Annotated in this window: 26 protein-coding genes and 2 pseudogenes; 12 read left to right on the forward strand and 16 right to left on the reverse strand. The window is 67.4% G+C overall.

Features of this window, described 5'->3' with window-relative positions:
• Positions 1–17: 17 nt before the first annotated feature.
• Positions 18–932 (reverse strand): LysR family transcriptional regulator, encoded by a 915-nt coding sequence (locus ACQ1W9_RS03095; protein ID WP_346061406.1) that lies wholly within the window; start codon positions 930–932, stop codon positions 18–20.
• A gap of 133 nt (positions 933–1,065) precedes the next feature.
• On the opposite strand from ACQ1W9_RS03095, the gene metE reads away from it, so the two are divergent.
• The 3 genes from metE to ACQ1W9_RS03110 all read left to right on the forward strand — a co-directional run bounded on the left by metE (position 1,066) and on the right by ACQ1W9_RS03110 (position 5,024).
• Positions 1,066–3,363, forward strand: a complete 2,298-nt coding sequence (gene metE, locus ACQ1W9_RS03100; RefSeq protein WP_431025277.1) for a 5-methyltetrahydropteroyltriglutamate--homocysteine S-methyltransferase — start codon at positions 1,066–1,068, stop codon at positions 3,361–3,363.
• A gap of 135 nt (positions 3,364–3,498) precedes the next feature.
• Positions 3,499–4,266, forward strand: a complete 768-nt coding sequence (locus ACQ1W9_RS03105; protein WP_431025278.1) for an MliC family protein — start codon at positions 3,499–3,501, stop codon at positions 4,264–4,266.
• 161 nt (positions 4,267–4,427) lie between these two features.
• On the forward strand, positions 4,428–5,024 hold the full coding sequence (locus ACQ1W9_RS03110) for an FMN-dependent NADH-azoreductase (protein ID WP_431025279.1): 597 nt from the start codon (positions 4,428–4,430) through the stop codon (positions 5,022–5,024).
• Positions 5,025–5,123: 99 nt separating this feature from the next.
• On the opposite strand, the gene ACQ1W9_RS03115 is transcribed toward ACQ1W9_RS03110, so the two are convergent.
• The gene (locus ACQ1W9_RS03115) at positions 5,124–6,200 is read right to left on the reverse strand and encodes a metal-dependent hydrolase (protein WP_431025280.1); all 1,077 of its coding nucleotides are present in this window, start codon (positions 6,198–6,200) and stop codon (positions 5,124–5,126) included.
• A gap of 9 nt (positions 6,201–6,209) precedes the next feature.
• A complete protein-coding gene (locus ACQ1W9_RS03120) occupies positions 6,210–6,746 on the reverse strand; it encodes a DNA-3-methyladenine glycosylase I (RefSeq protein ID WP_431025281.1) in 537 nt (178 codons plus the stop codon).
• A gap of 59 nt (positions 6,747–6,805) precedes the next feature.
• Between ACQ1W9_RS03120 and ACQ1W9_RS03125 the strand changes: the two genes are divergently transcribed.
• The gene (locus tag ACQ1W9_RS03125) at positions 6,806–7,261 is read left to right on the forward strand and encodes a DUF411 domain-containing protein (protein ID WP_431025282.1); all 456 of its coding nucleotides are present in this window, start codon (positions 6,806–6,808) and stop codon (positions 7,259–7,261) included.
• 13 nt (positions 7,262–7,274) lie between these two features.
• Positions 7,275–7,715 carry a VOC family protein gene (locus ACQ1W9_RS03130; protein WP_431025283.1) on the forward strand — a complete coding sequence of 147 codons (441 nt, stop codon included), beginning with the start codon at positions 7,275–7,277 and terminating at the stop codon, positions 7,713–7,715.
• Positions 7,716–7,778: 63 nt separating this feature from the next.
• Here ACQ1W9_RS03130 and ACQ1W9_RS03135 read toward each other — a convergent pair whose 3' ends face one another.
• Positions 7,779–8,183: a DoxX family protein gene (locus tag ACQ1W9_RS03135; protein WP_431025284.1), complete on the reverse strand. Its 405-nt coding sequence runs from the start codon at positions 8,181–8,183 to the stop codon at positions 7,779–7,781.
• A gap of 208 nt (positions 8,184–8,391) precedes the next feature.
• Between ACQ1W9_RS03135 and ACQ1W9_RS03140 the strand changes: the two genes are divergently transcribed.
• Positions 8,392–8,841: an META domain-containing protein gene (locus ACQ1W9_RS03140; protein ID WP_431025285.1), complete on the forward strand. Its 450-nt coding sequence runs from the start codon at positions 8,392–8,394 to the stop codon at positions 8,839–8,841.
• Between the two features lie 74 nt (positions 8,842–8,915).
• Here ACQ1W9_RS03140 and ACQ1W9_RS03145 read toward each other — a convergent pair whose 3' ends face one another.
• The 8 genes and pseudogenes from ACQ1W9_RS03145 to ACQ1W9_RS03180 all read right to left on the reverse strand — a co-directional run bounded on the left by ACQ1W9_RS03145 (position 8,916) and on the right by ACQ1W9_RS03180 (position 18,072).
• Positions 8,916–9,653, reverse strand: coding sequence for a phosphatase PAP2 family protein (locus ACQ1W9_RS03145; protein WP_431025286.1), 738 nt, complete (start codon positions 9,651–9,653; stop codon positions 8,916–8,918).
• 352 nt (positions 9,654–10,005) lie between these two features.
• Complete coding sequence (locus ACQ1W9_RS03150) at positions 10,006–10,788, reverse strand: 3-hydroxybutyrate dehydrogenase (RefSeq protein WP_431025287.1); 783 nt, start codon at positions 10,786–10,788, stop codon at positions 10,006–10,008.
• Positions 10,789–10,800: 12 nt separating this feature from the next.
• Positions 10,801–10,998 (reverse strand): annotated as a pseudogene (locus tag ACQ1W9_RS03155) (TRAP transporter large permease subunit); the annotation flags it as partial.
• 226 nt (positions 10,999–11,224) lie between these two features.
• Positions 11,225–11,464 (reverse strand): annotated as a pseudogene (locus ACQ1W9_RS03160) (hypothetical protein); the annotation flags it as partial.
• A 123-nt stretch (positions 11,465–11,587) separates the two neighbouring features.
• Positions 11,588–14,434, reverse strand: coding sequence for a valine--tRNA ligase (locus tag ACQ1W9_RS03165; RefSeq protein ID WP_431025288.1), 2,847 nt, complete (start codon positions 14,432–14,434; stop codon positions 11,588–11,590).
• Positions 14,435–14,723: 289 nt separating this feature from the next.
• Positions 14,724–15,176 carry a DNA polymerase III subunit chi gene (locus tag ACQ1W9_RS03170; RefSeq protein ID WP_431025289.1) on the reverse strand — a complete coding sequence of 151 codons (453 nt, stop codon included), beginning with the start codon at positions 15,174–15,176 and terminating at the stop codon, positions 14,724–14,726.
• 138 nt (positions 15,177–15,314) lie between these two features.
• Complete coding sequence (locus tag ACQ1W9_RS03175) at positions 15,315–16,415, reverse strand: branched-chain amino acid aminotransferase (RefSeq protein ID WP_431025290.1); 1,101 nt, start codon at positions 16,413–16,415, stop codon at positions 15,315–15,317.
• Positions 16,416–16,545: 130 nt separating this feature from the next.
• Positions 16,546–18,072 (reverse strand): leucyl aminopeptidase, encoded by a 1,527-nt coding sequence (locus ACQ1W9_RS03180; RefSeq protein WP_431025291.1) that lies wholly within the window; start codon positions 18,070–18,072, stop codon positions 16,546–16,548.
• 143 nt (positions 18,073–18,215) lie between these two features.
• Between ACQ1W9_RS03180 and lptF the strand changes: the two genes are divergently transcribed.
• The 5 genes from lptF (at position 18,216) to bfr (ending at position 21,795) form a co-directional block, all read left to right on the forward strand.
• The gene (gene lptF / locus ACQ1W9_RS03185; protein WP_431025292.1) at positions 18,216–19,295 is read left to right on the forward strand and encodes an LPS export ABC transporter permease LptF; all 1,080 of its coding nucleotides are present in this window, start codon (positions 18,216–18,218) and stop codon (positions 19,293–19,295) included.
• On the forward strand, positions 19,295–20,359 hold the full coding sequence (gene lptG / locus ACQ1W9_RS03190; protein ID WP_431025293.1) for an LPS export ABC transporter permease LptG: 1,065 nt from the start codon (positions 19,295–19,297) through the stop codon (positions 20,357–20,359). Before lptF ends, lptG begins: the two co-directional genes overlap by 1 nt.
• A gap of 43 nt (positions 20,360–20,402) precedes the next feature.
• Positions 20,403–20,843 (forward strand): RDD family protein, encoded by a 441-nt coding sequence (locus ACQ1W9_RS03195; RefSeq protein WP_431025294.1) that lies wholly within the window; start codon positions 20,403–20,405, stop codon positions 20,841–20,843.
• An 83-nt stretch (positions 20,844–20,926) separates the two neighbouring features.
• Positions 20,927–21,133, forward strand: a complete 207-nt coding sequence (locus ACQ1W9_RS03200) for a (2Fe-2S)-binding protein (RefSeq protein WP_346061429.1) — start codon at positions 20,927–20,929, stop codon at positions 21,131–21,133.
• Positions 21,134–21,318: 185 nt separating this feature from the next.
• A complete protein-coding gene (bfr, locus tag ACQ1W9_RS03205; RefSeq protein ID WP_431025295.1) occupies positions 21,319–21,795 on the forward strand; it encodes a bacterioferritin in 477 nt (158 codons plus the stop codon).
• A 113-nt stretch (positions 21,796–21,908) separates the two neighbouring features.
• Here the strand turns inward: bfr and ACQ1W9_RS03210 are convergent, their stop codons facing one another.
• The 4 genes from ACQ1W9_RS03210 to ACQ1W9_RS03225 all read right to left on the reverse strand — a co-directional run bounded on the left by ACQ1W9_RS03210 (position 21,909) and on the right by ACQ1W9_RS03225 (position 24,079).
• The gene (locus ACQ1W9_RS03210) at positions 21,909–22,160 is read right to left on the reverse strand and encodes a DUF1653 domain-containing protein (RefSeq protein WP_431026400.1); all 252 of its coding nucleotides are present in this window, start codon (positions 22,158–22,160) and stop codon (positions 21,909–21,911) included.
• Positions 22,064–22,300: a DUF1653 domain-containing protein gene (locus ACQ1W9_RS03215; RefSeq protein WP_431025296.1), complete on the reverse strand. Its 237-nt coding sequence runs from the start codon at positions 22,298–22,300 to the stop codon at positions 22,064–22,066. The genes ACQ1W9_RS03210 and ACQ1W9_RS03215 overlap by 97 nt, the downstream gene beginning before the upstream one ends.
• Entirely contained in the window at positions 22,290–23,132 is an 843-nt protein-coding gene (tcdA, locus tag ACQ1W9_RS03220; RefSeq protein ID WP_431025297.1) for a tRNA cyclic N6-threonylcarbamoyladenosine(37) synthase TcdA, read from the reverse strand. Before tcdA ends, ACQ1W9_RS03215 begins: the two co-directional genes overlap by 11 nt.
• A 125-nt stretch (positions 23,133–23,257) precedes the next feature.
• Positions 23,258–24,079 carry a pseudouridine synthase gene (locus tag ACQ1W9_RS03225; protein WP_431025298.1) on the reverse strand — a complete coding sequence of 274 codons (822 nt, stop codon included), beginning with the start codon at positions 24,077–24,079 and terminating at the stop codon, positions 23,258–23,260.
• Between the two features lie 163 nt (positions 24,080–24,242).
• On the opposite strand from ACQ1W9_RS03225, the gene aceK reads away from it, so the two are divergent.
• Entirely contained in the window at positions 24,243–26,006 is a 1,764-nt protein-coding gene (gene aceK, locus ACQ1W9_RS03230) for a bifunctional isocitrate dehydrogenase kinase/phosphatase (protein WP_431025299.1), read from the forward strand.
• The last annotated feature ends 6 nt before the right edge of the window (positions 26,007–26,012 follow it).

The raw sequence follows: 26,012 nt of genomic DNA on the forward strand, positions 1-26,012 counted from the left end.
TCGGGCGTCTACGATAGTTACGCCGGCTTGATCCCCTCCAGCACCGCGAAGGAGGTCTCCCTGGCGGTGCGCAGGAAATCCTCCATCCAGGGCGCGTCGCGATTCTCCTCGCGGATCGCCGCGAACAGGGTGCTCCAGACGCCGTTTTCCCCCAGCGCTACGGCGCGCACATAATCCCGCTCCAGGTATTCGGTGAGCGCCCAGTTGGGCAAGGCACAGACGCCGCGGCCGCTGGCCACCAGTTGCATCATCATGATGGTCAGCTCGGCGGTACGCACCTCCTTGGGCTTGACCCCGGCGGGGTCGAGGAACTGGGTAAAGACATCCAGGCGCCCCTGCTCCACCGGGTAGAGGATCAGGGTCTCCTCGGCCAGGTCCTGGGGCAGGATATAGGGGCGCTCGGCGAAAGGGTGCTGCTTGGCCACGGCCAGGAGTCCCTGGTAGCGGAACAACGGTTCGTAGAAGACCCCCGGCAGGGGCTGGGGGTCGGCGGTGATCACCAGGTCGAGCTGCTCCCGGGCCAGGGCCGGCAGCGGGTCGAAGTTGTGGCCGCTGGGAATGTCCACCTCCACCTCGGGCCAGTGATCGCGGAAATAGTCGATGGTGGGCATCAGCCACTGGAAGCAGCTATGACACTCGATAGCCATATGCAGGCGGCCCTGCTCGTTGCCGGCCAGCCGCGCCAGGTCGCGTTCGGCCATGCGCACCTGGGGTAGCACCTGCTCGGCCAGCGCCAGCAGGCGCTGGCCGGCGCGGGTGAACTCCACCGGGCGGGTCTTGCGCAGGAAGAGGGGGTTGCCCAGGCGCTCCTCCAGGTCCTTGATCTGGTGAGAGAGGGCCGACTGGGTCAGATGCACGCGTTCGGCGGCTTCCACCAGGGAACCGGCGTCGCGCAGGGCCACCAGGGTGCGGAGGTGTCGCAGTTCCAACATGATCATGAGCTTCTTTCACTTTAACGATTAGTTAATTTAGTTTGATTCACCTCCCATGGCCAGCCAGACTTTCCCCATCGCTTATGGCAAATCGTGCCATAAACACTGATTTTAATATCATGAGGGAATAAGCATGACGCTGGCACATACCCTGGGCTACCCACGGATCGGCGCCAACCGGGAGCTGAAGAAGGCCACCGAGGCTTACTGGAAGGGCGAGCTGGACCGCGAGGGCCTCGAGACCGTGGGGCGCGAATTGCGTGCCCGCCACTGGCAGGCCCAGCGGGACGCCGGCCTCGACCTGGTCACCGTGGGCGATTTCGCCTTCTACGACCAGGTGCTCAATGTCTCGGCGCTGCTGGGGGCCATTCCGAGTCGCTTCGGCGCCGATAGCGAAGTGGCCGAGGGCGACGTCTCCCTGGATACCTATTTCCGCCTGGCCCGGGGCCGGGCCCCCAGTGGCACGCCCGCCGCCGCCTGCGAGATGACCAAGTACTTCGATACCAACTACCACTACCTGGTGCCGGAATTGCACGAGGGGCAGCGTTTCCGGCTGGCCAGCCGGCGCCTCTTCGACGAGGTGGCCGAGGCCCAGGCCGCCGGCCACCCGGTCAAGGTGGCCCTGGTCGGCCCGCTGACCTGGCTGTGGCTGGGCAAGACCAAGGGCGCCGACTTCGATCGCCTGAGCCTGCTGGACGAGGTGGTGACGGTCTATGGCCAGCTGCTGGCGCGCCTGGCGGCGCAGGGCGTGGAGTGGGTGCAACTCGACGAGCCGGCGCTGGCGCAGGACCTGCCCCAGGCCTGGCGCCAGGCCTATGAGGCCGCCTACAACCGGCTCGGCAGCGTGCCCCCCAAGCTGCTGGTGGCCAGCTACTTCGGTGCCCTGGGCGACAACCTGCAACTGGCGGTGAGCCTGCCGGTGGATGGCCTGCATATCGATGCGGTGCGTGCCCCCGAGCAGCTGACCCCGGTGCTGGATAACCTGCCCGCCTACAAGGTGCTCTCGGTGGGGGCCATCGACGGTCGCAATATCTGGCGTGCCGACCTGGCGGCGCGGCACGAGGGGCTCGCCGACGCTCAGAAACGCCTGGGCGCGCGGTTGTGGATCGCTCCTTCCTGCTCGCTGCTGCATGTGCCGGTGGACCTCGAAGCCGAGACCGAGCTGGACGGCGAGCTCAGGGGCTGGTTGGCCTTTGCCCGCCAGAAGCTCGACGAGACCGTGACCCTGGCACGGTTGCTGGGTGGTCGCGCCACCCCGGACGACCGGGCCCGGGTCGAGGCCGCCAGTGCGGCCCTGGCGGCCCGCGCCGCCTCGCCGCGAATTCACAAGCCGGCGGTGGCCCAGCGCCTGGCGGCGGTCACCGCCGAGGATACCGAGCGCGCCAGCCCCTATGCCCGGCGCGCCGTCGAGCAGCATCGTCGTCTGGGGCTGCCGCTGCTGCCCACTACCACCATCGGCTCCTTCCCCCAGACCGCCGAGATTCGCGCCGCCCGTCGCGCCTTCAAGGCCGGCGAGCTGGACCGCGAGACCTACGAGGCGCGGATGCGTGAGGAGGTCGCCCAGGCGGTGGCTCGCCAGGAGGCCCTGGGCCTGGATATGCCGGTGCATGGCGAGCCCGAGCGTAACGACATGGTGGAGTACTTCGGCGAGCTGCTGGAGGGCTTCGCCTTCACCCGCCATGGCTGGGTGCAGAGCTATGGCTCGCGCTGCGTCAAGCCGCCGGTGATCTATGGCGATATCAGCCGCCCGGCGCCGATGACGGTGCGCTGGAGCGAATACGCCCAGTCGCTGACCGACAAGCCCATGAAGGGCATGCTCACCGGCCCGGTGACCCTCCTGCAGTGGTCCTTCGTGCGCGACGACCAGCCCCGGGAGACCACCTGCCGGCAGATCGCCCTGGCGCTGCGCGACGAGGTGGCGGACCTGGAGCGGGCGGGGATCGCGGCGATCCAGATCGACGAGCCGGCGTTGCGCGAGGGGCTGCCGCTGCGCCAGGGGGCCTGGGCCGGTTACCTGAGCTGGGCGGTGGAGTGCTTCAGGCTCAGCGCCGCCGTGGCCGGCGACGCTACCCAGATCCACACCCATATGTGCTACTCGGAATTCAATGACATCATCGACGCCATCGCCGCCCTGGATGCGGACGTGATCACCATCGAGACCTCGCGCTCGGATATGCAGCTGCTGGATGCCTTCCAGGACTTCGCCTATCCCAACGAGATCGGGCCCGGAGTCTACGATATCCACTCGCCGAACCTGCCCGAGGTGGCGTGGATGGTGCATCTGATGGAGAAAGCCGCCGAGCGTATTCCGGTCGAGCGGCTGTGGATCAACCCGGACTGCGGCCTCAAGACCCGCACCTGGGCCGAGGTGGAGCCGGCCCTGGCCAATATGGTGGAGGCGGCGCAGCAGCTGCGTCGCAAATACGGCTAAGGCTATGCGTCTTCCCTCGCGCCGACGGTAACTCACTGCCGTCACAGCGTTGGTAGAGCGAAGCAGGCGCCGGGGCCAAGGGCCCCGGCGCCTGATATGCTGGTGGCGGAATCTCAGACGTTGCAAGGAGTTCGCATGACCCGCATCCCCCCTATCCTGCGTGGTCCCCTGTGGCTGGGAAGCCTCCTGGTCCTGGCCGGCTGTGCCGTGGCGCCGGCGGAGCGGCCCGTGGTGGAGGGCCGTCCCGGCATCGAGGCCGAACCGGCGGCGGTGGAAGACGCTACTCAGGTGCGGCCCACGGCGCCACTGTTGCCGTCGGCGCTCTTTCCCGGCGATGCCGAGGAGTTTATCGCCTGGCGCTGCACCCCGGCCCAGGACCTGGTCGCCGCCTTCGGCGAGGAGGAGCTGCGCCTCTGGTCGGCCCATGGCGCCTATCGCCTGACCCCGGCGGTGGTGGCCTCCGGGGCCCGCTACGAGCAGGCGGGGCTGAGCTTCTGGAATCGCGGCGATACCGCCCTGGTAGAGAGCGACAACGGTCGGCTGGAGTGCCGCAGCGATATCGCCCGGCGGGCCCTGACCCGGGAGCAGCGTCCCGGGGTAATGTTCCATGGCCGCGGCAACGAGCCGGGCTGGGCGGTACGCCTGGCCCATGACGTGCCGGAGCTGGACCTGACCCTGGATTATGGGCAGCGCGAGCTGAGCCTGCCCTATCGGGTCACCGAGATAAACAACGACGCCGGCCGGGTGGTGCTGGCGAGCGGGCGCGCCGACACGCCCTTTACCCTGACCCTGGAGGCGCGGGCCTGCTTCGATTATATGAGCGGCGAGCCCTTCCCGGCTCGGGTCACCCTGGAGATGGCGGGGCAGCAGTATCGGGGCTGTGGTCAGGGCATCGCACCCTGAGACCATCGCTCTCGGCTAGTGCTATCGCGGCAATCTTTTGCTTTTATCGAAAGATTGCCGCGTTTTTTTGCGCTTATCATCTCAAAAAATACATCTAGAATGGCGATCATTAGCTCGGCAACGACTCACGACCCGTTGCCCCTTTGACCAGGAGAATCGCCATGACCACCAAGATCCTCGTAATCACCAGCTCCATCCTCGGCGGCAATTCCCAGGCCCTGGCCGACCACCTGGTCGCCGAGGCGGCTCGCCGCGATGACCTCGCCATCACCCGCCGTGACCTGGTGGCCGACGACCTGCCCCACCTGGGCCTGGCCGAACTGGGCAGCTGGCAGGTGGATGCCGCCGAGCGCAGCGCCGAGCAGCAGGCCCTGGCGGCCCGTTCCGATGCGCTGATCGAGGAACTGAAGGCCCATGACGTGGTGGTGCTGGCGGTGCCCCTGTACAACTTCGGGGTACCCACCCAGCTCAAGGCCTGGTTCGACCGGGTGATGCGTGCCGGGGTCACCTTCCGCTACACCGAGAACGGCCCCCAGGGCCTGGTGGAAGGCAAGCGCGCCGTGCTGTTGCTGGCCCGGGGCGGCCAGTATGCCGGCACCCCCATGGACACCCAGACCCCGCACCTCAAGGCGATGCTCGGCATGATCGGCATCTCCGAGGTGGACAGCATCTTCGCCGAGGGCCTCAATATGGGCCATCAGCAGGAAGCCCTGGGCGAGGCGAAGTCAGCCATCGAGCAATTGGTCGCCAAGCTTTAAGGCCAGGATCTAAGGCTGGGCTCCGTTACCTCCCAGGAAATGGCGGCGCCCCCGACTAGTCGGGGGCGCCGTTTTTTGTGGGGCGCGAGGCGGGAAAGGCTAGCAGTGGCTCGGTGCCTCGACGATCCACTCGGCGGTCACGAAGTGGCTGGTACACAGCGGTGGTTCGGGGCCCCATAGCCGTGAGGCGAGGCGCCTCAGGGCCTGGCGGCGGTCGCCATTGGCCTGGTAGGGGCTCGCCAGTTGCTCGCTCACCAGCACCGGCTGCCAGGTACCGCCCTCGCGGGTCGCCAGGGTAAAGGCGAAGGGATGGAAGCCGGGAAAGCCCAGGCGCAGGTCGGTGGCGATCAGGGTCTCCTGCCCCTGGTGGGCACGGACCTCGTAGCGCAGGAAGGGGCCGGCGAACCAGGCCAGGCGTTCGCCGCGGGGGTGACTCAGGGCCAGGGGCTGCCACTCGACGCCACGGCGGTAGCGTTCCAGGGTCGGCTCCGTGGCGCCATCGAACAGCCCCACCAGGGCCTCGTAGTGATCGTCGCCCTCGATCACCGTGGCCCGCCATACCAGGGTGTTGAAGGGCGTCGGTTGCACCAGCCGCGGCGCCGATTCCAGGCCCCGGGCCGCCAGTGCCGGAGCCAGGTGCCGCTCCACCGTCAGCTTGGCGCCGGTAGCGAAGAGCAGATAGGCGCAAGAGAGCGCCAGCCCCCAGGCGCAGGCGCGGCGCACCCGGGGGCCGACCAGGGCGGCGAGGAGCCCCCCCAGCAGTGCCAGGGTATAGAGCGGATCGATGATAAAGACGATGGGGTAGGCGCTGGGCCCGGTGTCCAGGGGCCACCATAGCTGGGTGCCATAGGTGGTCAGGGCATCCAGCAGGGGATGGCTGACCAGGCAGAGCACGAAGAAGGCCCACCATCGGCCCAGGGAGATGTTCCGGGCCGGGGCGAAGCGCCGGAACAGCAGGGCCAGCAGGCTGGCGAGGCCGGTGAGCACGAACAGCGAATGGCTGACGCCGCGGTGTTCGGTGACATTGGCCACGGCGTCGCCATAGTCCAGCACCACGTCCAGGTCGGGCAGGGTCCCCAGCAGGGCCCCGAGCAACACCGCCTTGCGGCCCAGGCGCCGCCCCAGCACCGCGCCACCCACCGCCGCCCCCAGGGCCGCCTGAGTCAATGAGTCCATGCCTGACTCCTAGCCGCGGGCCCAGGCGGGGCCGGCGGCCAGGATCCGCGACTGCACCGGGCAGTCGTCCCGGTGAGCGCCAGACAGGTAGCCGGTACTCATCAGGAACTCGCCGACGATCTCCGGACCGGTAAAGCGGAAGGTGCGGCGAAAGAGCTTGACCCAGTCCGCATGACTCAGGGGGTGATGCGCCTCCAGCCAGGCGTGAAAGCCGCCGTGGGACTCACGCAGCGCGCGAATGACCCCGGCGTTATGGATCACGGCGTCGACCTTCAAGCGATTGCGAATAATCCCGGCGTCGGCCAGCAGCCGGGCGCGTTCGTCCTCGCCATAGGTGGCGACCCGGTCGACCTCGAAACCCTCGAAGGCGCTATGGAAAGCCGCGCGCTTGTTCAGCACGGTGAGCCAGGAAAGCCCCGCCTGATTGATCTCCAACACCAGTCGCTCGAAGAGCGAGGCCTCGTCGGCGATGGGAAAGCCATACTCATGATCATGGTAGGGCGCATGCACGGGGTGGGAGGGGGCCGTGTCGCAGTAGTGGGGCATGGTGGCTCCTGTCCTGGCAGGGTATCCTGCCGTCGGTTCCTGAGAAGGGGAGACGATCGATGTTGGCAAGAGACATTCTACGCCGCCTGGCGGCCCTGGGGCTGGGCCTGATGCTTTCCCCCCTGGCCGTTGCCGGCCCGCTGGTAGAAATCTGGAAGGATCCCGACTGCGGCTGCTGCACCGCCTGGGCGGAGCACCTGGAGGCCGAGGGTTTCGAGGTGCGTCTCCATGACACCCGGGAGATGCGCCAGATCAAGAGCGAGCAGGGCGTGCCGCCGCGGCTCGCCTCCTGTCATACCGCGGTGGTGGAGGGCTATGTGATCGAGGGCCATGTGCCCGCCGCCGATATTCACCGCCTGCTGGAGGAGGATCCCGAGCTGGCCGGCCTGGCGGTCCCCGGCATGCCCCACGGCTCGCCGGGGATGGAGACCGGCCGGGTCGACGACTATGCGGTCTACGGCTGGCACGCCGACGACCGTGCCCCGGAGATCTTCCAGCGCTATATTCAGCAGTAAAGGAGCCCTCGTTATGCAATACCTACACACCATGGTCCGCGTCAGCGATCTGGAGGAGTCCCTCTACTTCTACTGCGACCTGCTGGGAATGATCGAGATCAGCCGCAAGGAGAGCGAGAAGGGGCGCTTTACGCTGGTGTTCCTGGCCGCGCCGGAGGACGAACTGGCGGCTCGGGAGAACCGCACGCCGATGCTGGAGCTGACCCACAACTGGGATCCGGAAACCTACCAGGGCGGGCGCAACTTCGGCCACCTGGCCTACCGGGTCAATGATATCTATGCCCTGTGCGAGAGGCTGCAGGCCGGGGGCGTGACCATCAATCGCCCACCCCGGGATGGCCATATGGCCTTCGTGAAGAGTCCCGACGGCATCTCCGTGGAACTGCTCCAGGCCGGCGAGCCGCTGGCGCCCAAGGCGCCCTGGAACGAGATGGAGAACCACGGCACCTGGTAGGGGCCGCCGGTTCGGCGAGACGCCGCCCGGGGAAGCCCGGGCGGCGTTTTCCTCGGCCGCGTGTTAATCCGGGCGGACGGCCATTCGCCCACTGCCCAGGAAAATCAGTGCCACGGCGCCGAACAGGAAGAGGCCCTGCAGCTCCAGTTGCCAGCCGCCGCTCTGGTTGAGCATAAAGAGCTCGTGAGTATGCACCAGGGCGATGGCGACCAGCATATTGCCGGCCATCAGCAGGCCCGCCACCCGGGTCTGCCAGCCGACGATGGCCATCAGCGGGGCGAGCAGCTCGCCGATCAGCACGCCATAGGCCAGGAAGCTGGGCAGGCCATAACCGGCCAGCAGGTCGCCGATCCAGTTGAGGCTACCCGGGTCGAGCAGCTTGCTGATGCCATGCAGCAGCATCAGGATGCCCACCGAGAGGCGCAGGATCAGTTTGCCCAGGGCATCGTTATGAAGGGCTCGCAGCATAAGAAGGCTCCTTGATTGGGGTGGGGCACTGCCCCGGACCCGTTTAGCATAGCCGCTCCATTGTTCCCTAGTCCGTTGGTAAAGAGAATACCGATAAACCCCCACTCCCCAGATCACCCTGGCCTCGGGGCACTGGCCAAGGCGTGGTGGATAGGGCACCCTTAGGCCTTTCGGATCAGCAACTTTCGGATCGGCAAGAGGAAGGACGATGGTAAAGCTCCGGTGGATCGGTGCCCTGGCGATGAGTCTCCTGGTGGGCTGTGGCAGCACGCCGCCGGCCCCCGAGCGGGAGGCCGCGACGCCGACGGTGAGCAGTGACTCCCCGGTGATCGGCCCGCGCTGGCAACTGATCCTGCTGGGCAGCGACGAGCGCTGGCAGGGCGCCGAGCCGGCCTGGTTCGAGGCGGAGTCCGGGCGTAGCGGGCTGCGCCTGAGTGGCAGCGACGGCTGTCGTCGCCTCGACGGCAATCTGGCCCTGGACGATGGCAATCGCATCGCCATCGAGGGACTCGGCGCGGGTCGCGACTGTGCCGGTGCCCCCCAGGCGGTCCGGGTCGCCGAGATGATGCAGGCCGCCCACCGCTACCTGATCGATCACGATCGGCTGGTGTTCTTCGGCCGCGATAGCCGGGTGCTGGGGGGCTTCCAGCGCCGCTGATTCCTGCGCCCCGGCATAAGAAAGGCCAGGCTCCTTATCGGGGCCTGGCCTTTTTGGTGGGGCGTGGCGGTGTCCTAGCGGGCCGGTCGCAGTCGTCCCTGGAGGGCGATCAGGCCGCGGGTAATGGCCGCCGCGGTGCGCGGTGCCAGGGGCGTGCACAGGACCCAGGGCAGCAGGATCAGGGCGATGGCCAGGGCCCCGAAGTAGATATCGCTGAACCAGTGGGCGCCGCCGAGGATACGCGGGGCGCTGAACAGCACCACCAGGGCGGCGCCCACCAGGCCGACCCGACGGCCGGCGAAGCGCCACATAAAGGCGGCGAAGATCATCAGCATCAGGCCGTGGTCGCCGGGGAAGCTGCTCGCGGAGACCGCCTTGGTGGCGTAGTCCACCAGCTCGGTGACCCGATTGGCATTGTCGTAGACCAGGGTGGGGCTGGCATGACTATAGGTGACGACATAGGCCTCGATGCGATTGATGATGCCGGCGGTGAGCAGCAGGGTCAGGCCGATGCCGCCCCAGCGCAGCCATCGGTGCTCCGCCCGGGGATCGCGACGCATGGCCCACAGGAAGACCGCGGCCAGCGCCAGCAGGCTGATGCCATCGAAGGCGCGGTTGTTGGAGAGCGCCACCAGGTGCACCCAGGCCATATTGCCCTCATGCAGCCAGGCATTGGTGGTGAAGAAGATGGCGTCGTCCATGGCCTCCCAGATCAGCAGGTTGGGCGACCACCAACCGAGGATCAGGGCGATGCCCAGCAGGTTATAGAAGAGCAGCCGGGCCGGCGCGAAGTCGGGGTGTTTCGAGAGCATGGCGTCATTATCACCAGGTAAGCGTTGGCCCCATTCTAGGCGATCCCCTGATAAGGGAACAGTGTTTCCCATCGGCCGCTCTCGGCATCGTGGCTCGCCGGCCTACTGCATATACCAGCCGTGACTGGCCACCCCCGCGAGATTGCTCGGTGAGCCTCGCCGCGACACGATAACGCAGGCCATTCAGCGCTACTGCATATACCAGCCGTGGCTGGCTACCCCCGCGAGATTGCCCGGTGAGCCTCGCCGCTACACGATAACGCCGTTACTGCATATACCAGCCGTGACTGGCCACCCCCGCGAGATTGGCCGGTGAGCCTCGCCGCGACACGATAACGCAGGCCATTCAGCGCTACTGCATATACCAGCCGTGGCTGGCCACTACCGACTGACCGGTGAGGGCCGCCGAGGGGAAGGCGGCGAGATGCAGGGCCACCTCGGCGATATCCTCCAGGGTGGTGAATTCCTGATCCACGGTGTCCTTGAGCATGATGTCGCGGATCACCGCCTCCTCGGAGATGCCCAGCTCCCGGGCCTGCTCGGGAATCTGCTTGTCCACCAGGGGGGTGCGCACGAAGCCGGGGCAGATCAGGTTGCTGCGCACCCCATGGGCCGCCCCCTCCTTGGCAACGGTACGGCACAGGCCCAGCAGGCCGTGCTTGGCGGTCACATAGGGGGCCTTGAGGGGCGAGGCCAGCTTGCTGTGCACCGAGCCCATATAGAGCAGGCAGCCGCCGCCCTGGGCGTACATCCGGCGCAGGGCCGCCCGGGTGACCAGGAAGGCGCCGTCCAGGTGCACCGCCAGTACCCTGCGCCAGTCCGCCAGGCTGAGCTCATGCAGGGGCTGGATATGCTGGATGCCGGCATTGGCCAGGGCGATATCCAGGCGTCCCCAGTGGGCCACCAGGCGGGCCACCCCCGCCTCCACGGCGGCCTCGTCGGTGACGTCCATGGCCAGCGCCAGGGCCTCGCCGCCGGCCCGGCGGATGGCCTCGGCGGCGGCCTCGGCGGCCTCGGCGTCGAGGTCGGCGATGGCCACCCGGGCCCCCGCGGCGGCGTAGCGTTCGGCCACGGCACGGCCGATGCCGCCGGCGGCGCCGGTGATCAGGGCGGTCTTGTTATCGAGTCGCATCATGAAGTCTCCGAATCATTGGCCGCCATAGATTTCGCTGGGCAGCCAGGTGGCCAGGGGCGCATACAAGAACACTAGCAGCAAGCCCAGCAACTGGATGGCCACGAAGGGGGCGACCCCCAGGTAGATATGCCGGGTGGTGATCTCCGGCGGGCAGACGCCCTTGATATAGAAGAGCGCGAAGCCCACCGGCGGGGTCAGGAAGGAGGTCCTGGCCCAGGCCATCCATGCCGCCTCGCCCCACACCGAGCCAGGGCGCGCTTGGCGGCGGCCAGGTCGCGCTGCAGGCGCCGGTACTTGCTGACCATGGGGGGCAGCGGCTGGAGGTCGTCGTAGAGGATAAAGCCACGGCGCCGATCACCCGGCCGCTGGCCTCGTCATGCACCGGCAGGCGCATCACCTCCGGCATGCGGGTATGGGGAATGATCCGGGCCACCGGGCGGCCGATCACCGCCTGGGGATCGTGGATCTCCAGCAGGCGACAGTAGCTGTCGTTGATCCAGGTGATGCGGCTGTCCACATCCACCGAGATGGCCCCGGCGCTGGCCTGCTCGAAGATCGGAAAGAGGATGTCCACCGCCTGGGGGCTGAGGCCCTCCCGGGGGGACGGCGAGTCACCCCGGCGCGGTTCGCCGGGGAAGGCGGCCCGAAAGCCGCCGTCTCGCTTAGGCGTCGACATGGCTCGGGTTCAGAGCGCGGCGATCTTGTCGCGCCGCTCGGCCGGCAGGCGCCGGGCGGCCTGGCCAACTGGAGAGCATGAGCTTGCCGCGCTGTTGCTTCGAGGCTGACATGGCCTGCATGCCTAGAGCGCGGCGATCTTGTCGCGCTGCTCGGCCAGCAGGCGCCGGGCGGCCTGGAAATCGCTTAGCTTGCCGCGCTCCTTCTCCACCACCGCCTCCGGGGCCTTGGCCACGAAGCTCTCGTTGCCGAGCTTCTTCTCGATGCCGCCGATCAGCTTCTCCTGCTTGTCGATCTCCTTGTCGAGACGAGTCAGCTCGGCTTCCTTGTCGATCAGGTCGGCCATGGGCACCAGCACTTCCATCTCGCCCACCAGTTGGGTGGCGGAGAGCGGGGCCTGGGCGGGGTCGTCCAGCCAGGTAATGCTCTCCAGCTTGGCGAGCTTGGCGAGGAAGCGGCGGTTGGCCTCCAGGCGCGCCCGGTCGGCCTCGCCACCCTTGGTCAGCAGCACGTCGAGGGGCTTGCCCGGGGCGATATTCATCTCGGCGCGGATATTGCGCACCGCCACGATCACCCCCTTGAGCCACTCGATATCCCGGGTGGCGGCCTCGTCGATCCTGGCCTCCTCCGGCAGCGGCCAGGGCTGGGCCATGATCGAGTCGCCCTCGTCCCGGAGGGTGCCGGCCAGCGGCGCGACCCGCTGCCAGATCTCCTCGGAGATATAGGGCATCATCGGGTGAGCCAGGCGCAGGATCGCCTCCAGCACCCGCACCAGGGTGCGGCGGGTGCCGCGCTTGGCCTGTGCGGAGGCCGCCTCGTCCCACAGCACCGGTTTGGAGAGCTCCAGGTACCAGTCGCAGTACTCGTTCCAGACGAAGTCGTAGAGGGCCTGGGAGGCGTGGTCGAAGCGGAACTCCTCCATGGCCTTGGTCACCTGGGCCTCGGTCTGTTGCAGCCGCGAGACGATCCAGCGATCCGCCAGGGAGAGCTCGACCGGTTCACCCGTCAGGCCGGTATCCTCGCCCTCGGTATTCATCAGCACATAGCGGGAGGCGTTCCACAGCTTGTTGCAGAAGTTGCGGTAGCCATCCAGGCGACCCATATCGAACTTGATATCGCGTCCGGTGGTGGCCTGGGAGAGGAAGGTGTAGCGCAGGGCGTCGGTGCCGTGGGGCTCGATGCCCTCCGGGAACTCGGCGCGGGTGGCCTTGGCGATCGCCTTGGCCTTCTGCGGCTGCATCATATTGCCGGTGCGCTTGTCGAGCAGCTCGTCGAGGGTGATGCCGTCGATCAGGTCGATGGGGTCGAGGACATTGCCCTTGGACTTGGACATCTTCTGGCCCTGGCCGTCGCGTACCAGGCCATGCACATAGACCTGCTTGAAGGGCACCTCGCCGGTGAACTTCAGGGTCAGCATGATCATCCGCGCGACCCAGAAGAAGATGATATCGAAGCCGGTGACCAGCACGCTGGAGGGGTGGAAGGTCGCCAGTTCCGGGGTCTGTTCCGGCCAGCCCAGGGTGCCGAAGGTCCACAGGCCCGAGCTGAACCAGGTATCGAGGACGTCCTCGTCCTGGGTCAGCTCGAGGTCCGCGGGAAGCTTATGCTTCGCCCGGGCTTCCTCGGCGGTGCGGGCCACGTAGACATTGCCCTCGCTGTCGTACCAGGCGGGGATACGGTGGCCCCACCACAGCTGGCGAGAGATGCACCAGTCCTGGAGGTCGCGCATCCAGGCGAAGTACATGTTCTCGTAGTTCTTGGGCACGAACTCGATATCGCCGTTTTCCACCGCCTCGATGGCGGGCTTGGCGAGGCTCTCCACGGCGACGAACCACTGATCCGTGAGCAGCGGCTCGATGACGTCGCCGGAGCGGTCGCCGTAGGGCAGGGTGTTGTTGACCGTCTCGATCTGCTCGAGGAGCCCTGCGGCCTCCATATCGGCGACGATCCGCTGCCGCGCCTCGAAGCGGTCCAGGCCGGCGTAGGCCTCGGGCAGGCTGGGGTCGATCTCGGGCAGCGGCCGGCCCTGGATATCGAAGGCCTCGGCCCGGGCCAGGATGGCGGCGTCCTGGGTGAAGACGTTGATCAGCGGCAGCCCCTGGCGGCGCCCCACCTCGTAGTCGTTGAAGTCGTGGGCCGGGGTGATCTTCACGCAGCCGGAGCCCTTGTCCATATCGGCGTGCTCGTCGGCGACGATGGGGATGCGCCGGCCCACCAGCGGCAGGATGATCTCCTTGCCGATCAGCGAGGCGTAGCGCGGGTCCTCCGGGTTGACCGCCACCCCGGTATCGCCGAGCAGGGTCTCGGGGCGGGTGGTGGCCACGACCAGGTGGTCCTTGCCCGCGTCGGTGGTGACGCCATCGGCCAGCGGGTAGCGGAAGTGCCAGAACTGGCCCTGCTGGTCGCGGTTCTCCACCTCGAGGTCGGAGATGGCGGTGTGCAGGGTCGGGTCCCAGTTGACCAGGCGCTTGCCGCGGTAGACCAGCCCCTCGTCGTAGAGGCGCACGAAGACTTCCTGGACCGCCTGGTAGAAGCCGTCGTCCATGGTGAAGCGCTCGCGGGACCAGTCGACGCTGGCGCCCATGCGGCGCAGCTGGCGGGTGATATGGCCGCCGGACTCGGCCTTCCACTCCCACACCTTGTCGATAAAGGCGTCGCGGCCCAGGTCGTGGCGGCTCTTGCCCTCTTCCGCGGCGACCTTGCGCTCCACCAGCATCTGGGTGGCGATGCCGGCGTGGTCGGTGCCCACCTGCCACAGGGTGTTGTGACCCTGCATGCGCCGCCAGCGCGTCAGGGTGTCCATGATGGTGTCCTGGAAGGCGTGACCCATGTGCAGGCTGCCGGTGACATTGGGCGGCGGAATCATGATCGAGTAGGGGGCGCCTTCGCCGGAGGGGGCAAAGCGGTTGTCGGCTTCCCAGCGCTGGTACCAGCGGGCTTCGATCTGTTCGGGTTGATAGGTCTTGTCCATGGGGCCTTCCGGAGCAATCAGGGTGATACCGCCCGGGAGGTCGCTTGAGCGCCACCGGGGACGGGAAAAATGGGCACGATTATAGCCTGTCGCCGGGGGGGACGTCAGCTCGAGCGTCTTTCACTATCACCATCCGTCGAGGCCCGGGGCTATCCTGGGGACAGGCCTTCGCGGGGCGCTGTGAACCCCTCCCTGGGCGCTACCGATGCCGTCCCTGGCATAGGACCCCCGCTCTTACCTGTCCCCAGCGCCCCTTAGCGATCATCTGAGGCGCCCCTCAGCAATTGCCTTAGCGATTGCCTGGGCGCTTGCTTAGGTCGTGGGCGGTGACCGGGTAGCCGCGCTTCTTGTAGGTCTGCCAGCAGGCGCGCTTGGTGGTCAGCACCCGCTGGTGCTGGTTGATGATCTCGGCGACCCGCTCGAAGCGGGAGAACCACTCGGGGATCTCGGGATGCAGGTTGAGCAGCGCCTGGACCTCCCGGGCCGGGTCCGGCGGCGTCTCCCAGCCCAGGGTCACCGGCACCGTCTCGGCCTCGGCGCTGCCCAGCAGGGCATGGGGCAGGTAGGCGTCGTCGCGGAAGGTCCAGAGACGCTCGTCCAGGGCCTGGCCCATGGCCGCGTCTTCGCAGTGCAGATGCAGCCGATAGCCCTTGCCGGCGATGGTCTCGGCGAGCCGGCAGGCGAAGTCGAGGCGGGCGTCCAGGGTGGTCTCGGGGAGGATATAGAAGTCGACTCGGGTCATGGGAGCCCTGAGGGGGTCGGCGGAATGGCGAATTTGGCCATCAGTGCTGCCGGGCCTCGGGGCTACCCTGGGGCAAGCACTTCGGCTTGCCCCAGCGTCCCTCGAGGAAACAGCGGTGAGACCGAGATTGGCAGGGGCTTACACCAGGCGGGTCAGCCAGCCGTGGGTGTCTTCGCTGCGGCCGTACTGCAGGTCGAGCAGCTTGGTGCGCAGGCGCTTGGCCACCTCGTTGTCGCCCTGGGCGGTCAGGCGGATCGTCCCCTCCTCGGTGACCAGTTCGCCCACCGGGGTGATCACCGCGGCGGTGCCGCAGGCGAAGACCTCGGTGATCTCACCGGAGGCGGCGCCTTCGCGCCACTCGTCGATGCTGATCGGGCGCTCCTCGGGGGTCAGGCCCTCGTCCTTGGCCAGGGTCAGCACCGAGTCGCGGGTGACGCCCTCGAGGATGGTGTCGGTCAGCCGCGGGGTGGCGATGCGCCCGTCCTTGTAGACGAAGAAGAGGTTCATGCCGCCCAGTTCCTCGAGCCACTTGTTCTCGACGGCGTCGAGGAAGGCCACCTGGCCGCAGCCGTGGTCGCTGGCCTCCTTCTGGGCGGCCAGGGAGGCGGCGTAGTTGCCGCCGCACTTGGCGAAGCCGGTGCCGCCGGGGGCGGCGCGCTTGTAGTGGCTGGAGAGCCAGATGGAGACCGGTTCGATGCCGCCCTTGAAGTAGGCGGCCGCCGGCGAGGCGATCACGTAGTAGTCCACCTCCCGGGCTGGGCGCACGCCGAGGAAGGTCTCGCTGGCGATCATAAAGGGGCGCAGGTAGAGGCTGCACTCGTCGGCCGCGTTCTTGGGCGTCGGCACCCAGGCGTGATCCTGGGCCAGCAGCGCCTTGATCGAGCCGATAAAGTCTTCGTCGGAGAGCTCCGGCAGGGCCAGGCGGCGGGCGCTGCGGCGGAAGCGCTCGGCATTCTTCTCGGGGCGGAAGGTCCACACCGAGCCATCGGCGTGGCGGTAGGCCTTGATGCCTTCGAAGATCTCCTGGGCGTAGTGCAGCACCGCCGCGGCGGGATCCAGGGTCAGCGGACCGTAGGGGCGCACCTCGTGGCCGTGCCAGCCGGCATCGAGGGTCCAGCGCACATGGGCCATATGGTCGGTGAAGTACTGGCCGAAGCCGGGGGCGGCGAGGATATTGTCACGCACGGCGTCGGCGGCGGGCGTCGTGGAGGGCAGCAGGGCAAAACTTGCAGTGGACACGGCAAAAGGGTCTCCGCTAATTGCCGGCGGCATCAGGCGCCGGCGTCTCTCGAGCGATACGGGGCGGCGGGCCGAGGCCCGCCGAGTGTCACAGATGTAAAGGTTGCCGGCGAGATTGGCAACCCCGAACCTAGGCGGCGTCCTCGCCGTCCTCGATCTGGCCCTCGACCTCGCGGTCCAGCAGGTACTGGGTCAGCAGGCCCACCGGCCGGCCACTGGCGCCCTTCTGCTTGCCGGAGGTCCAGGCGGTGCCGGCGATATCCAGGTGCGCCCAGGGGAACTGATCGGCGAAGCGCGACAGGAAGCAGGCGGCGGTGATGGTGCCCGCGGGGCGGCCGCCGATATTGGCCAGGTCGGCGAAGTTGGAGTCGAGCTGCTCCTGGTACTCGTCCCACAGCGGCAGGTGCCAGGCGCGGTCCCAGGCGGTCTCGCCGGCATCCAGCAGGTCCAGGGCCAGGTCGTCGTCGTTGGAGAGCAGCCCCGTGGCATGGTGGCCCAGGGCGATGATGGCGGCCCCGGTCAGGGTGGCGATATCCACCACGCTGGCGGGTTGGAAGCGCTCGGCGTAGGTGAGGGCATCACACAGCACCAGGCGTCCCTCGGCGTCGGTGTTGAGCACCTCCACGCTGAGCCCCTTGAGGGTCTTGATGATATCGCCGGGCTTGGTGGCGCGACCATCGGGCATGTTCTCGGCAGCGGCGACCACGAACACCAGGTTGAGTCGGGGCTTGATGGCGAGGATCGCCTGGGCGGTGCCGAACACGCTGGCGGCGCCACACATGTCGAACTTCATCTCGTCCATGGCCTCGCCGGGCTTCAGCGAGATGCCGCCGGTGTCGAAGGTGATGCCCTTGCCCACCAGCACATGGGGGGCTTCCTCCGGGTCCTCGGCGCCCTGGTATTTCATGACGATCAGCCGCGAGGGCTGCTCGCTGCCGCGGCCCACCGAGAGCAGGCTATGGGCGCCCAGGGTTTCCAGGGCGGCCTCGTCGAGGATCTCGGTGGTCAGGGCGCCGCCGGAGGCGGCGGCCAGTTGCTCGGCCTGCTCGGCCAGGTAGCTGGGGGTGCAGATATTGCCCGGCAGGTTGCCCAGCTGGCGGGTCAAATTGATGCCCTCGCCGATGGCGGCGCCGATGCGTGCGCCTTCGGTGGCGGCCGCGGCGTCATCGGCCTCGCTGACCAGCAGGGTGACGCGCTCGAGGCGCGGTGCCGGGGCCGGCTTGGACTTGAAGTCACTGAAGCGGTAGCCGGCGCGCAGGGCCGCCTCGGCGGTCATGCGGGCCTTCCAGTGGCTGTCGCGATCGGCCACCGGTACGTCGGTGAAGGCCACGGCGGCGTCGTCCACCGGCAGGGCGGCGAGCTGGGCGAAGGCGGCATCCAGGGCCTTGCGCAGGGCGGCCTCGTTGCATTTGGCGGCCTCGCCCAGGCCCACCAGCAGCAGGCGCTCGGCATTCAGGCCGGGCGCGAAGGGAACCAGCAGCACCTTGCCCAGGTCGGCCGAGAAGTCGCCGCGCTCGATCAGCTGGCCGATCAACCGCTCGCTGGCATCGTCGAGCTTGGCGGCGGCGGGCAGCAGGTCGGCGTCCTTGATCACCGGAACCACGAGACAGGCCGTCTCGGCCTTGGCCGGATTGGCCGTCTGAACAGGGAATTCCATGGCGTCTCCACAAGACAAGCGAAGGGGGATTCTGGATAATGCCGGCACGGCAGGCCGCCGCGGCCGAACCCCCAGTGTACGCAATGCGTGGCCGCAATGCATGGGGTGACAAGGACGCCACGGCAATCGATGCGGAGACCCTCTTGATCCTATTTCGTTACCTGACCCGCGAGATCCTGCAGACCATGGCCGCCGTGGCCGGGGTCCTGCTGTTGGTGATCATGGGCAGTCGTTTTATCCGCTACTTCACCGATGCGGCGGAGGGCGAGATCCCGGTCGCCATCCTCGGCAACCTGATGCTGCTCCACTTGCCCGGCTTCCTGGAGCTGATCCTGCCCCTGGCCTTCTTCCTGGGCGTGCTGCTGGCCTATGGGCAGCTCTACCTCAACAGCGAGATCACCGTTCTGGTGGCCTGTGGCATCAGCCCCGTGCGGCTGCTCCAGGTGAGCCTGGTGCCGGCGACCCTGGTGGCGGTGCTGGTGGGCTTGTGCAGCCTGTGGCTGACCCCGGCGGGGGCCCTGCAGACCGCCATCAGCCTGGACGAGCAGCGCAGTCGCCTCGACTTCACCTCCCTGGCGCCGGGGCGCTTCCAGGCCTTCGGCGGTGGCCGTACCGCCTATGCCGAGACCTTCAGCGAGGATGGTCAGGAGATGCGCGGGGTCTTTATCAGCGAACGCCAACGACGTGGGGACGGTACCCCGGAGAGCGTGGTGACCCGCGCCGAGAGTGGCTACCAGACCGTGGACCCGGAGACCGGCAGCCGTTTCCTGGTACTGGCGGACGGTCGCCGCTACAGCATCGAGCCGGGCCGCCACGAGGCGGAAGCCCTGGGCTTCGCGACCTATGCGGTACGCCTGGCCACCGGCGTCGAGCGCCATGAGCTGGAGAGCCCCGAGTATGCTACCACGGCGGCGCTGCTCGACGACGCCGATCCCGAGGCCCGTGCCCAACTGCAGTGGCGGCTGTCGCTGCCGCCGATGGTCTTCGTGCTGGTGCTGATGGCCATGCCGCTGTCCCGGGTCAACCCCCGCCAGGGGCGCTTCGCCAAGCTGCTCCCGGCGATCTTCCTGCATATCAGCTACCTGAGTCTGCTGCTGGCGGCCCAGGACGGCATCGCCCGGGGCGCCTGGCCGGTGGTCATCGGCATGTGGCCGATTCACCTGGGCTACCTGCTGATCGGCCTCGGCCTGCTGTGGCAGGCCCAGCGACGGGGGATGCGTTGATGCTGGCCGATCGTCTCGACCGCTATATCGCCCGCAACGTGGTGGCCGCCATCGTCGTGGTCCAGGTGGTGCTGCTGGGCCTGGACCTGGTGATCACCTATATCAATGACCTGGGCGATGTCCAGGGCGACTATGGCACCTTCCAGGTGCTGCTCTATCTGCTGATGCGCCTGCCCTGGCGACTCTACCAGTATGCGCCGGTGGCGGTGCTGATCGGCGCCCTGATCGGCCTGGGGGGCATGGCCTCCAGCAACGAGCTGACCGTGATGCGGGCGGCGGGACGCTCCCTGACCCGGATCCTCTGGGGGGTGATGAAACCCGTGCTGCTGATCGTGTTGCTGCTGCTGAGCATCGCCGAATTCGTCAGCCCGCGCAGCGAACAGTTCGCCACCGCCTGGCGGCTGGAGAAGATGCAGGGGGAGGGGGCCTTGCTCTCACAGAGCGGCGGCTGGCAGCGGGAGGGTGATACCTTCTACCGCTTCGGGGCCATCCGCGCCGACGATACCGTGATCGACCTGACCCGCTACGCCTTCGAGGGAGAGACCCTGCGCAGCGCCACCCAGGCGGCCCGGGCGGTCTGGGACGGCGAGGCCTGGCGCCTGGAAGAGGCGGCGGTGACCCGTTTCGAGGACGAACGCACCCGGGTGGCCCACCACGATGCCCTGGCCTGGGAGACCCGTTTTACCCCCGAGCAGCTGCATCGCCTGCTGCGGGACGTGGAGAGTCAGGCGCCCAGCGAGCTGTGGGCCTATGCCCGCTTCCAGCAGGCCCAGGGGCTCCAGGCCACCCGGCCGCTGCTCTATTTCTGGCAGAAGCTGTTGCTGCCGCTGACCCTGGCCTCCCTGGTGCTGGTGGCGGCTTCCTTCGTGTTTGGGCCGCTGCGCAGCGTGGCCGCCGGCACCCGGGTCTTCTACGGAGTGATCACCGGCCTCGGCTTCAAGTACCTGCAGGACCTGCTGGCGCCGGCGTCCATGCTGTTCGGCTTCTCGCCGGCCTGGGCGGTGCTGGGGCCGACCCTGCTGTGCGCCGGCCTGGGGCTCTATCTGCTGCGCCGCTCGGGCTGACCCGGCGCCGGGCGCTTTATCGAACGCATTGAGCGAGGATCGCATGCAACGACGACGTTTCCCCGACCTGGATCGCACCTGGCCCGCGGGGCTGGGGCGCCGCCTGGGCGCCATGCTCTACGATACCCTGGTGGTGATCGCCCTCTGGGTGGTGCTGGGGTTTGTCGCCGTGGCCCTCAACGGCGGCGAGGCCAACGAGACGCCGTTCTTCCACAGCCTGCTGTTCGTGGCCAGCTTTGCCTTCTTCGCCTTCTCCTGGATGCGTGGCGGCATGACCCTGGGCATGCAGGCCTGGCGGCTGCGCATCCAGACCCCGGAGGGAATCAGCATCACCCTGACCCAGGCGTTGCTGCGCTTCCTGGCCGGCCTGGCCTCCTGGGCCGCCCTGGGGCTCGGCTACTGGTGGATCCTCTTCGATGCCGAGAAGCGCAGCTGGTCGGATATCGCCTCGGGCACCCGGGTGGTGGTACTACCAAAGAAGTAACTGCTAATGATTCGCAAGGGGGTTGTCATAGTCTCTGCGAATCGTTTACATTTGTTCTCGTAATGAATCGCGAGGACACCAGCATGTATGTCTGCCTGTGCAAAGGGGTGAATGACCGAGCCATCCGCGACGCCGTGGAAGAGGGCGCACGCAGCTGGCGTGAAGTGCGTGAGCGCACCGGTTGTGCCACCCAGTGCGGCAAGTGCGCCGGCACCGGCAAGGGCATCATGCGCGAGGCGATCTCCGAGGAGATGGCGATGGCCGCCCAGGACCTCGCCTACGCGGTCTGAGTGACATTCACGAACCTAACGCATTCCTATTTTCTCTCGCCATCGGCAATTTCCCGCGCCTGAGAAGGCATCGTAACTTCCTGTTATTGTTGGAAAATTCTTGATTTCTGTCGCATACTTTCGGTGTCCCCTGCCGAAGGTGCGTTGCGTCGTGCCTGGCACCCAGAAAAATCGAGGAGATTCCCATGAAAGGCGACGCCAAGGTCATCGGCTACCTCAATACCGTGCTCGGCAATGAGCTGGTGGCCATCAACCAGTACTACCTGCATGCCAAGATGTACAAGGACTGGGGGCTCAAGGCCCTGGCCAAGTGGGAATACGAGGAGTCCATCGAGGAGATGAAGCACGCCGATACCCTGATCGAGCGTATCCTCTTCCTGGAGGGGCTGCCCAACCTGCAGGACTATGGCAAGCTGCTGGTCGGCGAGAACACCCGCGAGATGCTCGAGTGCGACCTCAAGCTGGAGCACAAGGCCCGCAAGGACCTGATCGAAGCCATCACCCACTGCGAGAAGGTCAAGGACTATGTGAGCCGCGACCTCTTCCGGCATATCCTCGACGAGGAAGAGGAGCATATCGATCACCTGGAGACCGAGCTGGGCCTGATCGACAAGGTGGGGCTCGAGAACTACCTGCAGAAGCAGATGCACGCCGCCGACTGATTGTCCCGTGTGCGATCGCGACGCCCGGTGCCGTTGGCACCGGGCGTTTTGCTGCGGAGCCTTTGCCGCCGTCATATAGAGAGTGCGATGGATCGGGCGGTGCCTCGATCCCGTTAGCCGTGGCGAAAGGCCTTCTCCAGCGCAAAGTGCGGCTGCGCCTTGCCGTCGACCACCACGTTCTCGGTAAACATCGCCAGCGGCCGGACCCAGAGGCCGTACTCCCCATCGGATAGAGAGTGCGGTAGGTCGCGCGGGTCAGAGGCAGGGATTAGCCGTGGCGAAAGGCCTTTTCCAATGCAAAGCGCGGTTGTTTCTTGCCGTCTTTCACCACACTTTCGGTAAACATCGCCAGCGGTCGGACCCAGAGGCCGTACTCCCCGTAGAGCGCGCGATAGACCGCCAGAGGCTCCTCGGTCTCGCTATGCCGGGCCAGGCCCATTACTTCATAAAGAGGCCCCTTGTAGTGGCGGTAGATACCGGGGACCGGAATATCATCACTGTTCATGGGTCGCTTCCTGGGGTTCGCGGGTGGGGGGCTGCTCCGCCTCGCGCTGGGCGCGGCGGGCGAGTCGCGCCATCACCCGGGCGGCGGCGGCGAAGCCGAAGCTACCGGTGACGAAGGTGGCGGCACCGAAGCCCTCGGCGCAGTCGAGGCGGGTGGCATTGCCGGCGCCGGGCTTCTGCAGGCACACCTCGCCATCGCCGCCGGGATAGACCAGTTGCTCTTCGGAGTAGACGCACTCCACGTCGAAGCGTCGCTTGGGATTGCGCGAGAAGCCGTAGTCCCGGCGCAGCCGCGAGCGCACCTTGGCGAGCAGGGGGTCGTGCTGGGTGCGCGCCAGGTCCGCCACCCGGATGCGGGTGGGGTCGGTCTGACCGCCGGCGGCACCGGTCACGGTGATCGGCAGCTTGCGCCGCCGGCACCAACCGATCAGCGCCGCCTTGGCGATCACGCTGTCGATGGCGTCCACCACATGATCGGCATCGGCGGGCAGGCGCTCGGCGAGGTTCGACGGCGTGACGAAGGCGCTGTCGGCCACCACCGTCATTTGCGGGGCGATGGCCCGGCAGCGCTCGGCCAGCACCTCGACCTTGGGGCGGCCGATGGTGCCGTCCAGGGCGTGGAGCTGGCGATTGACGTTGGAGACGCAGACGTCGTCCAGGTCGATCAGGGTCAGCTTGCCGATGCCGGCCCGGGCCAGGGCCTCCACCGTCCAACTGCCCACGCCACCCACGCCCACCACCACCACATGGGCGCGGCGGAAGGCGTCGCTGGCGCGGCGGCCATAGAGGCGGCGGATGCCGCCGAAGCGCAGGTCGTAATCGTCGTTATGCATCACCGTACTCGGATTCTGTCTGGGGCCGGGGCGAGGCCTCCGGGGGCATGTCGTGCCAGGCGACGCCGCCGCCGGGCACGGGCAGGTAAGACCGGCCCAGCCGAAGCGCTCGAAAAGTGTTGTCGTTATGCATCACCGTACTCGGATTCTGCCTGGGGCTGGGGCGAGGCCTCCGGGGGCATGTCGTGCCAGGTGAAGCCGCCGCCGGGCAGGTGGCCGGCCCAGCCGAAGCGCTCGAAGAGCGCCGTCATGCCGGCATCCAGGGGTGCCGTCACGGTCAGCCAGCGGCCCTGACGGGGATGCTCGACGCTCAGCGTCACCGCCGCCAGCAGCAGCCGGGGGCAGTCCAGTCGCTCGGCGAAGAAGCGGTTGTGTACCCCCTTACCATGCTTGGCATCGCCGATGATCGGGTAGCCGCGCCGGGAGAGATGCCGGCGGATCTGGTGGCGGCGCCCGCTATGGGGGCGCGCCTCCATCAGCGAATAGCGGCTCTGGGGGTAGCGATCCACCGCCACCGGCAGCTCCACGCTATCCAGGCGACGCACCTCGGTCAGTGCCGCCTGGGCCGGCATCTCGGCCTTGGGACGGGGGCCATCCTCCTCCCGCAGGGGATAGTCGAGGCGTGCCGCTTCGGGGCCGACGCCGCGCACCACCGCCAGGTAGCGCTTGCTCACCCGCTGCTCGGTAAAGGCGGCATTGAGCTCGGCGGCGGTGCGCGAATCCAGGGCGAAGAGCATTACCCCGGAGGTGGGGCGATCCAGGCGATGCACCGGATAGACCCGCTGCCCCAACTGGTCGCGCAGCTGCTGCACCAAAAAGCGGGTCTCGCCCCGAGCCAGGGGGCTGCGATGGACCAGGAGCCCGCTCGGCTTGTGCACCGCCACCAGGTGCGCGTCCCGGTAGAGGATGGCGATGGGCGTGTCGTCGGGAGGATGGCTTATGGGCACTGCTTGCAAGACCTGAACATCGGCGAAAAGGGACCTATTGTCGCCGCTGGGCGCCGCCCTGTCACGATGGGTGTCGTGGTTTTACAGGAGCCTCCACCTTGGTCGTCTCGCCGTGACCAGAGGATTCCGCCAGGCTAGGAGGCTGTCGCCTCTGGAGCCCGCCATGAGACTCTCCGCCGCCTATCGCCTCGCCGCCACCATCCTCCACGGCTTCGACGAATACCGCACCCGTTTCCGGGCCATCACCCGGGACGCGAGCCGGCGTTTCCGGGACGCCGCCTGGCGGGAGGCCCAGCAGGCCTCGGCGGCGCGCATCAACCTCTATGACGACAAGGTGGCGGCGACCCTGGGGCGGCTGCGGCGTACCTTCCAGGCCGAGGTGCTGACCCACTGCGAGTGCTGGCGGGAGGCCAAGGCTCACTATGCCGAGCTGATCGATCAGCGCCTCGACTATGAGCTCGCCGAGACCTTCTTCAACTCCCTGTTCTGCTCGGTCTTTCACCACCGCCATATTCGCGACGACTGGATGTTCGTCTATAGCTCCCGGGATAGCGCTCCCCGGCATTCGGGCATCTGCCTGACCCGCACCCGGCGGGTCGAGGGCGACTGGGTCGGTGCCCTGCACTGGGCCCTGGGGGAGGCCCGCCTGGAGACCCCCTTCGATGATCTCGAACGGGACAGCCGCCTGGGCGCCGACTTCCTCACCGGCCATCTGCCCGCGGCGCTGCGCGACGCCGCGGATACCGAAATGGAGCTGCTCGAGAGTGTCTTCTATCGCAACAAGGGGGCCTACCTGGTGGGGCGGCTGCGCGGCGGCGGCGAGCAACTGCCCCTGGCGCTGCCGATCCGCCACGGCGAGGGCTATGGCGAAGAGGCGGGGGCCAGCGAGGGACTGCACCTGGATACGGTGCTGATCGAGCCGGAGGAGGTCTCGATCATCTTCTCCTTCACCCGGGCCTATTTCCAGGTGGATACCCAGGTGCCCGGCGAGTGCGTCGACTTCCTCCAGGAGCTGATGCCGGACAAGCCGGAGGGGGAGCTCTACTCCGCCATCGGCTTCTACAAGCACGGCAAGACCGAGTTCTTCCGCGGCCTCAACCGCCAGGTGGCCAGGCGCGAGGACCAGTTCATCATCGCCCCCGGGGTGCGCGGCATGGTGATGGCGGTCTTCGTGCTGCCCTCCTACCGCACCGTCTTCAAGATCATCAAGGATCGCTTCGACCCGGCCAAGGAGGTGACCCATCAGGCCGTTCGCGACAAGTACCAGCTGGTCAAGTGCCATGACCGGGTGGGGCGCATGGCGGATACCCAGGAGTTCTCCAACTTTATCGCCCGCCGCGACCACTTCGACCCCGAGTGCCTCGACCACCTGCTGGAGGTGGCCCCCTCCACTGTCTCGCTGCGCGACGACAAGGTGATCATCAAACACTGCTATGTCGAGCGGATGATGACCCCACTGAACCTCTACCTGGAGCAGTGCGACGCGACGGAGACCCGCGCCGTGCTCAACGACTACGGCAATGCCATCAAGCAGCTGGCGGCGGCCAATATCTTCCCCGGCGATATGCTGCTGAAGAACTTCGGGGTGACCCGCCATGGGCGGGTGGTCTTCTACGACTACGACGAGATCTGCTACCTCATCGAGTGTCACTTTCGCCATCTTCCCCGCGCCCATGCCTCGGGGCAGGGCCTCTCCGCGGAGCCCTGGTTCTCGGTGGGACCCGATGATATCTTCCCGGAGGAGTTCGGCCCTTTCATGATCGCCAACCCCGACCTGCGCGCGCTTTTCACCGAATTGCATCCGCAGCTCTTCGACCCCGACTACTGGCAAGGGCTGCAGCGGGCGATACGCGCGGGCAAGGTGATCGACGTCACCCCCTATCGCGACAAGCAGCGCTTCGTCGAAGCGGCTGCCCCGATCCACTGACGAGTC

Source organism: Halomonas sp. H5 (genome assembly GCF_050613175.1).
GTDB classification, from domain to species: Bacteria; Pseudomonadota; Gammaproteobacteria; order Pseudomonadales; family Halomonadaceae; genus Bisbaumannia; species Bisbaumannia salifodinae.

Bases quoted from the DNA above. Each gene is read 5' to 3' on its own strand.
- ACQ1W9_RS03095 (WP_346061406.1), bottom strand. From the start codon at position 932: ATGTTGGAACTGCGACACCTCCGCACCCTGGTGGCCCTGCGCGACGCC.
- metE (WP_431025277.1), top strand. From the start codon at position 1,066: ATGACGCTGGCACATACCCTGGGCTACCCACGGATCGGCGCCAACCGG.
- ACQ1W9_RS03105 (WP_431025278.1), top strand. From the start codon at position 3,499: ATGACCCGCATCCCCCCTATCCTGCGTGGTCCCCTGTGGCTGGGAAGC.
- ACQ1W9_RS03110 (WP_431025279.1), top strand. From the start codon at position 4,428: ATGACCACCAAGATCCTCGTAATCACCAGCTCCATCCTCGGCGGCAAT.
- ACQ1W9_RS03115 (WP_431025280.1), bottom strand. From the start codon at position 6,200: ATGGACTCATTGACTCAGGCGGCCCTGGGGGCGGCGGTGGGTGGCGCG.
- ACQ1W9_RS03120 (WP_431025281.1), bottom strand. From the start codon at position 6,746: ATGCCCCACTACTGCGACACGGCCCCCTCCCACCCCGTGCATGCGCCC.
- ACQ1W9_RS03125 (WP_431025282.1), top strand. From the start codon at position 6,806: ATGTTGGCAAGAGACATTCTACGCCGCCTGGCGGCCCTGGGGCTGGGC.
- ACQ1W9_RS03130 (WP_431025283.1), top strand. From the start codon at position 7,275: ATGCAATACCTACACACCATGGTCCGCGTCAGCGATCTGGAGGAGTCC.
- ACQ1W9_RS03135 (WP_431025284.1), bottom strand. From the start codon at position 8,183: ATGCTGCGAGCCCTTCATAACGATGCCCTGGGCAAACTGATCCTGCGC.
- ACQ1W9_RS03140 (WP_431025285.1), top strand. From the start codon at position 8,392: ATGGTAAAGCTCCGGTGGATCGGTGCCCTGGCGATGAGTCTCCTGGTG.
- ACQ1W9_RS03145 (WP_431025286.1), bottom strand. From the start codon at position 9,653: ATGCTCTCGAAACACCCCGACTTCGCGCCGGCCCGGCTGCTCTTCTAT.
- ACQ1W9_RS03150 (WP_431025287.1), bottom strand. From the start codon at position 10,788: ATGATGCGACTCGATAACAAGACCGCCCTGATCACCGGCGCCGCCGGC.
- ACQ1W9_RS03165 (WP_431025288.1), bottom strand. From the start codon at position 14,434: ATGGACAAGACCTATCAACCCGAACAGATCGAAGCCCGCTGGTACCAG.
- ACQ1W9_RS03170 (WP_431025289.1), bottom strand. From the start codon at position 15,176: ATGACCCGAGTCGACTTCTATATCCTCCCCGAGACCACCCTGGACGCC.
- ACQ1W9_RS03180 (WP_431025291.1), bottom strand. From the start codon at position 18,072: ATGGAATTCCCTGTTCAGACGGCCAATCCGGCCAAGGCCGAGACGGCC.
- lptG (WP_431025293.1), top strand. From the start codon at position 19,295: ATGCTGGCCGATCGTCTCGACCGCTATATCGCCCGCAACGTGGTGGCC.
- ACQ1W9_RS03195 (WP_431025294.1), top strand. From the start codon at position 20,403: ATGCAACGACGACGTTTCCCCGACCTGGATCGCACCTGGCCCGCGGGG.
- ACQ1W9_RS03200 (WP_346061429.1), top strand. From the start codon at position 20,927: ATGTATGTCTGCCTGTGCAAAGGGGTGAATGACCGAGCCATCCGCGAC.
- bfr (WP_431025295.1), top strand. From the start codon at position 21,319: ATGAAAGGCGACGCCAAGGTCATCGGCTACCTCAATACCGTGCTCGGC.
- ACQ1W9_RS03215 (WP_431025296.1), bottom strand. From the start codon at position 22,300: ATGAACAGTGATGATATTCCGGTCCCCGGTATCTACCGCCACTACAAG.
- tcdA (WP_431025297.1), bottom strand. From the start codon at position 23,132: ATGCATAACGACGATTACGACCTGCGCTTCGGCGGCATCCGCCGCCTC.
- aceK (WP_431025299.1), top strand. From the start codon at position 24,243: ATGAGACTCTCCGCCGCCTATCGCCTCGCCGCCACCATCCTCCACGGC.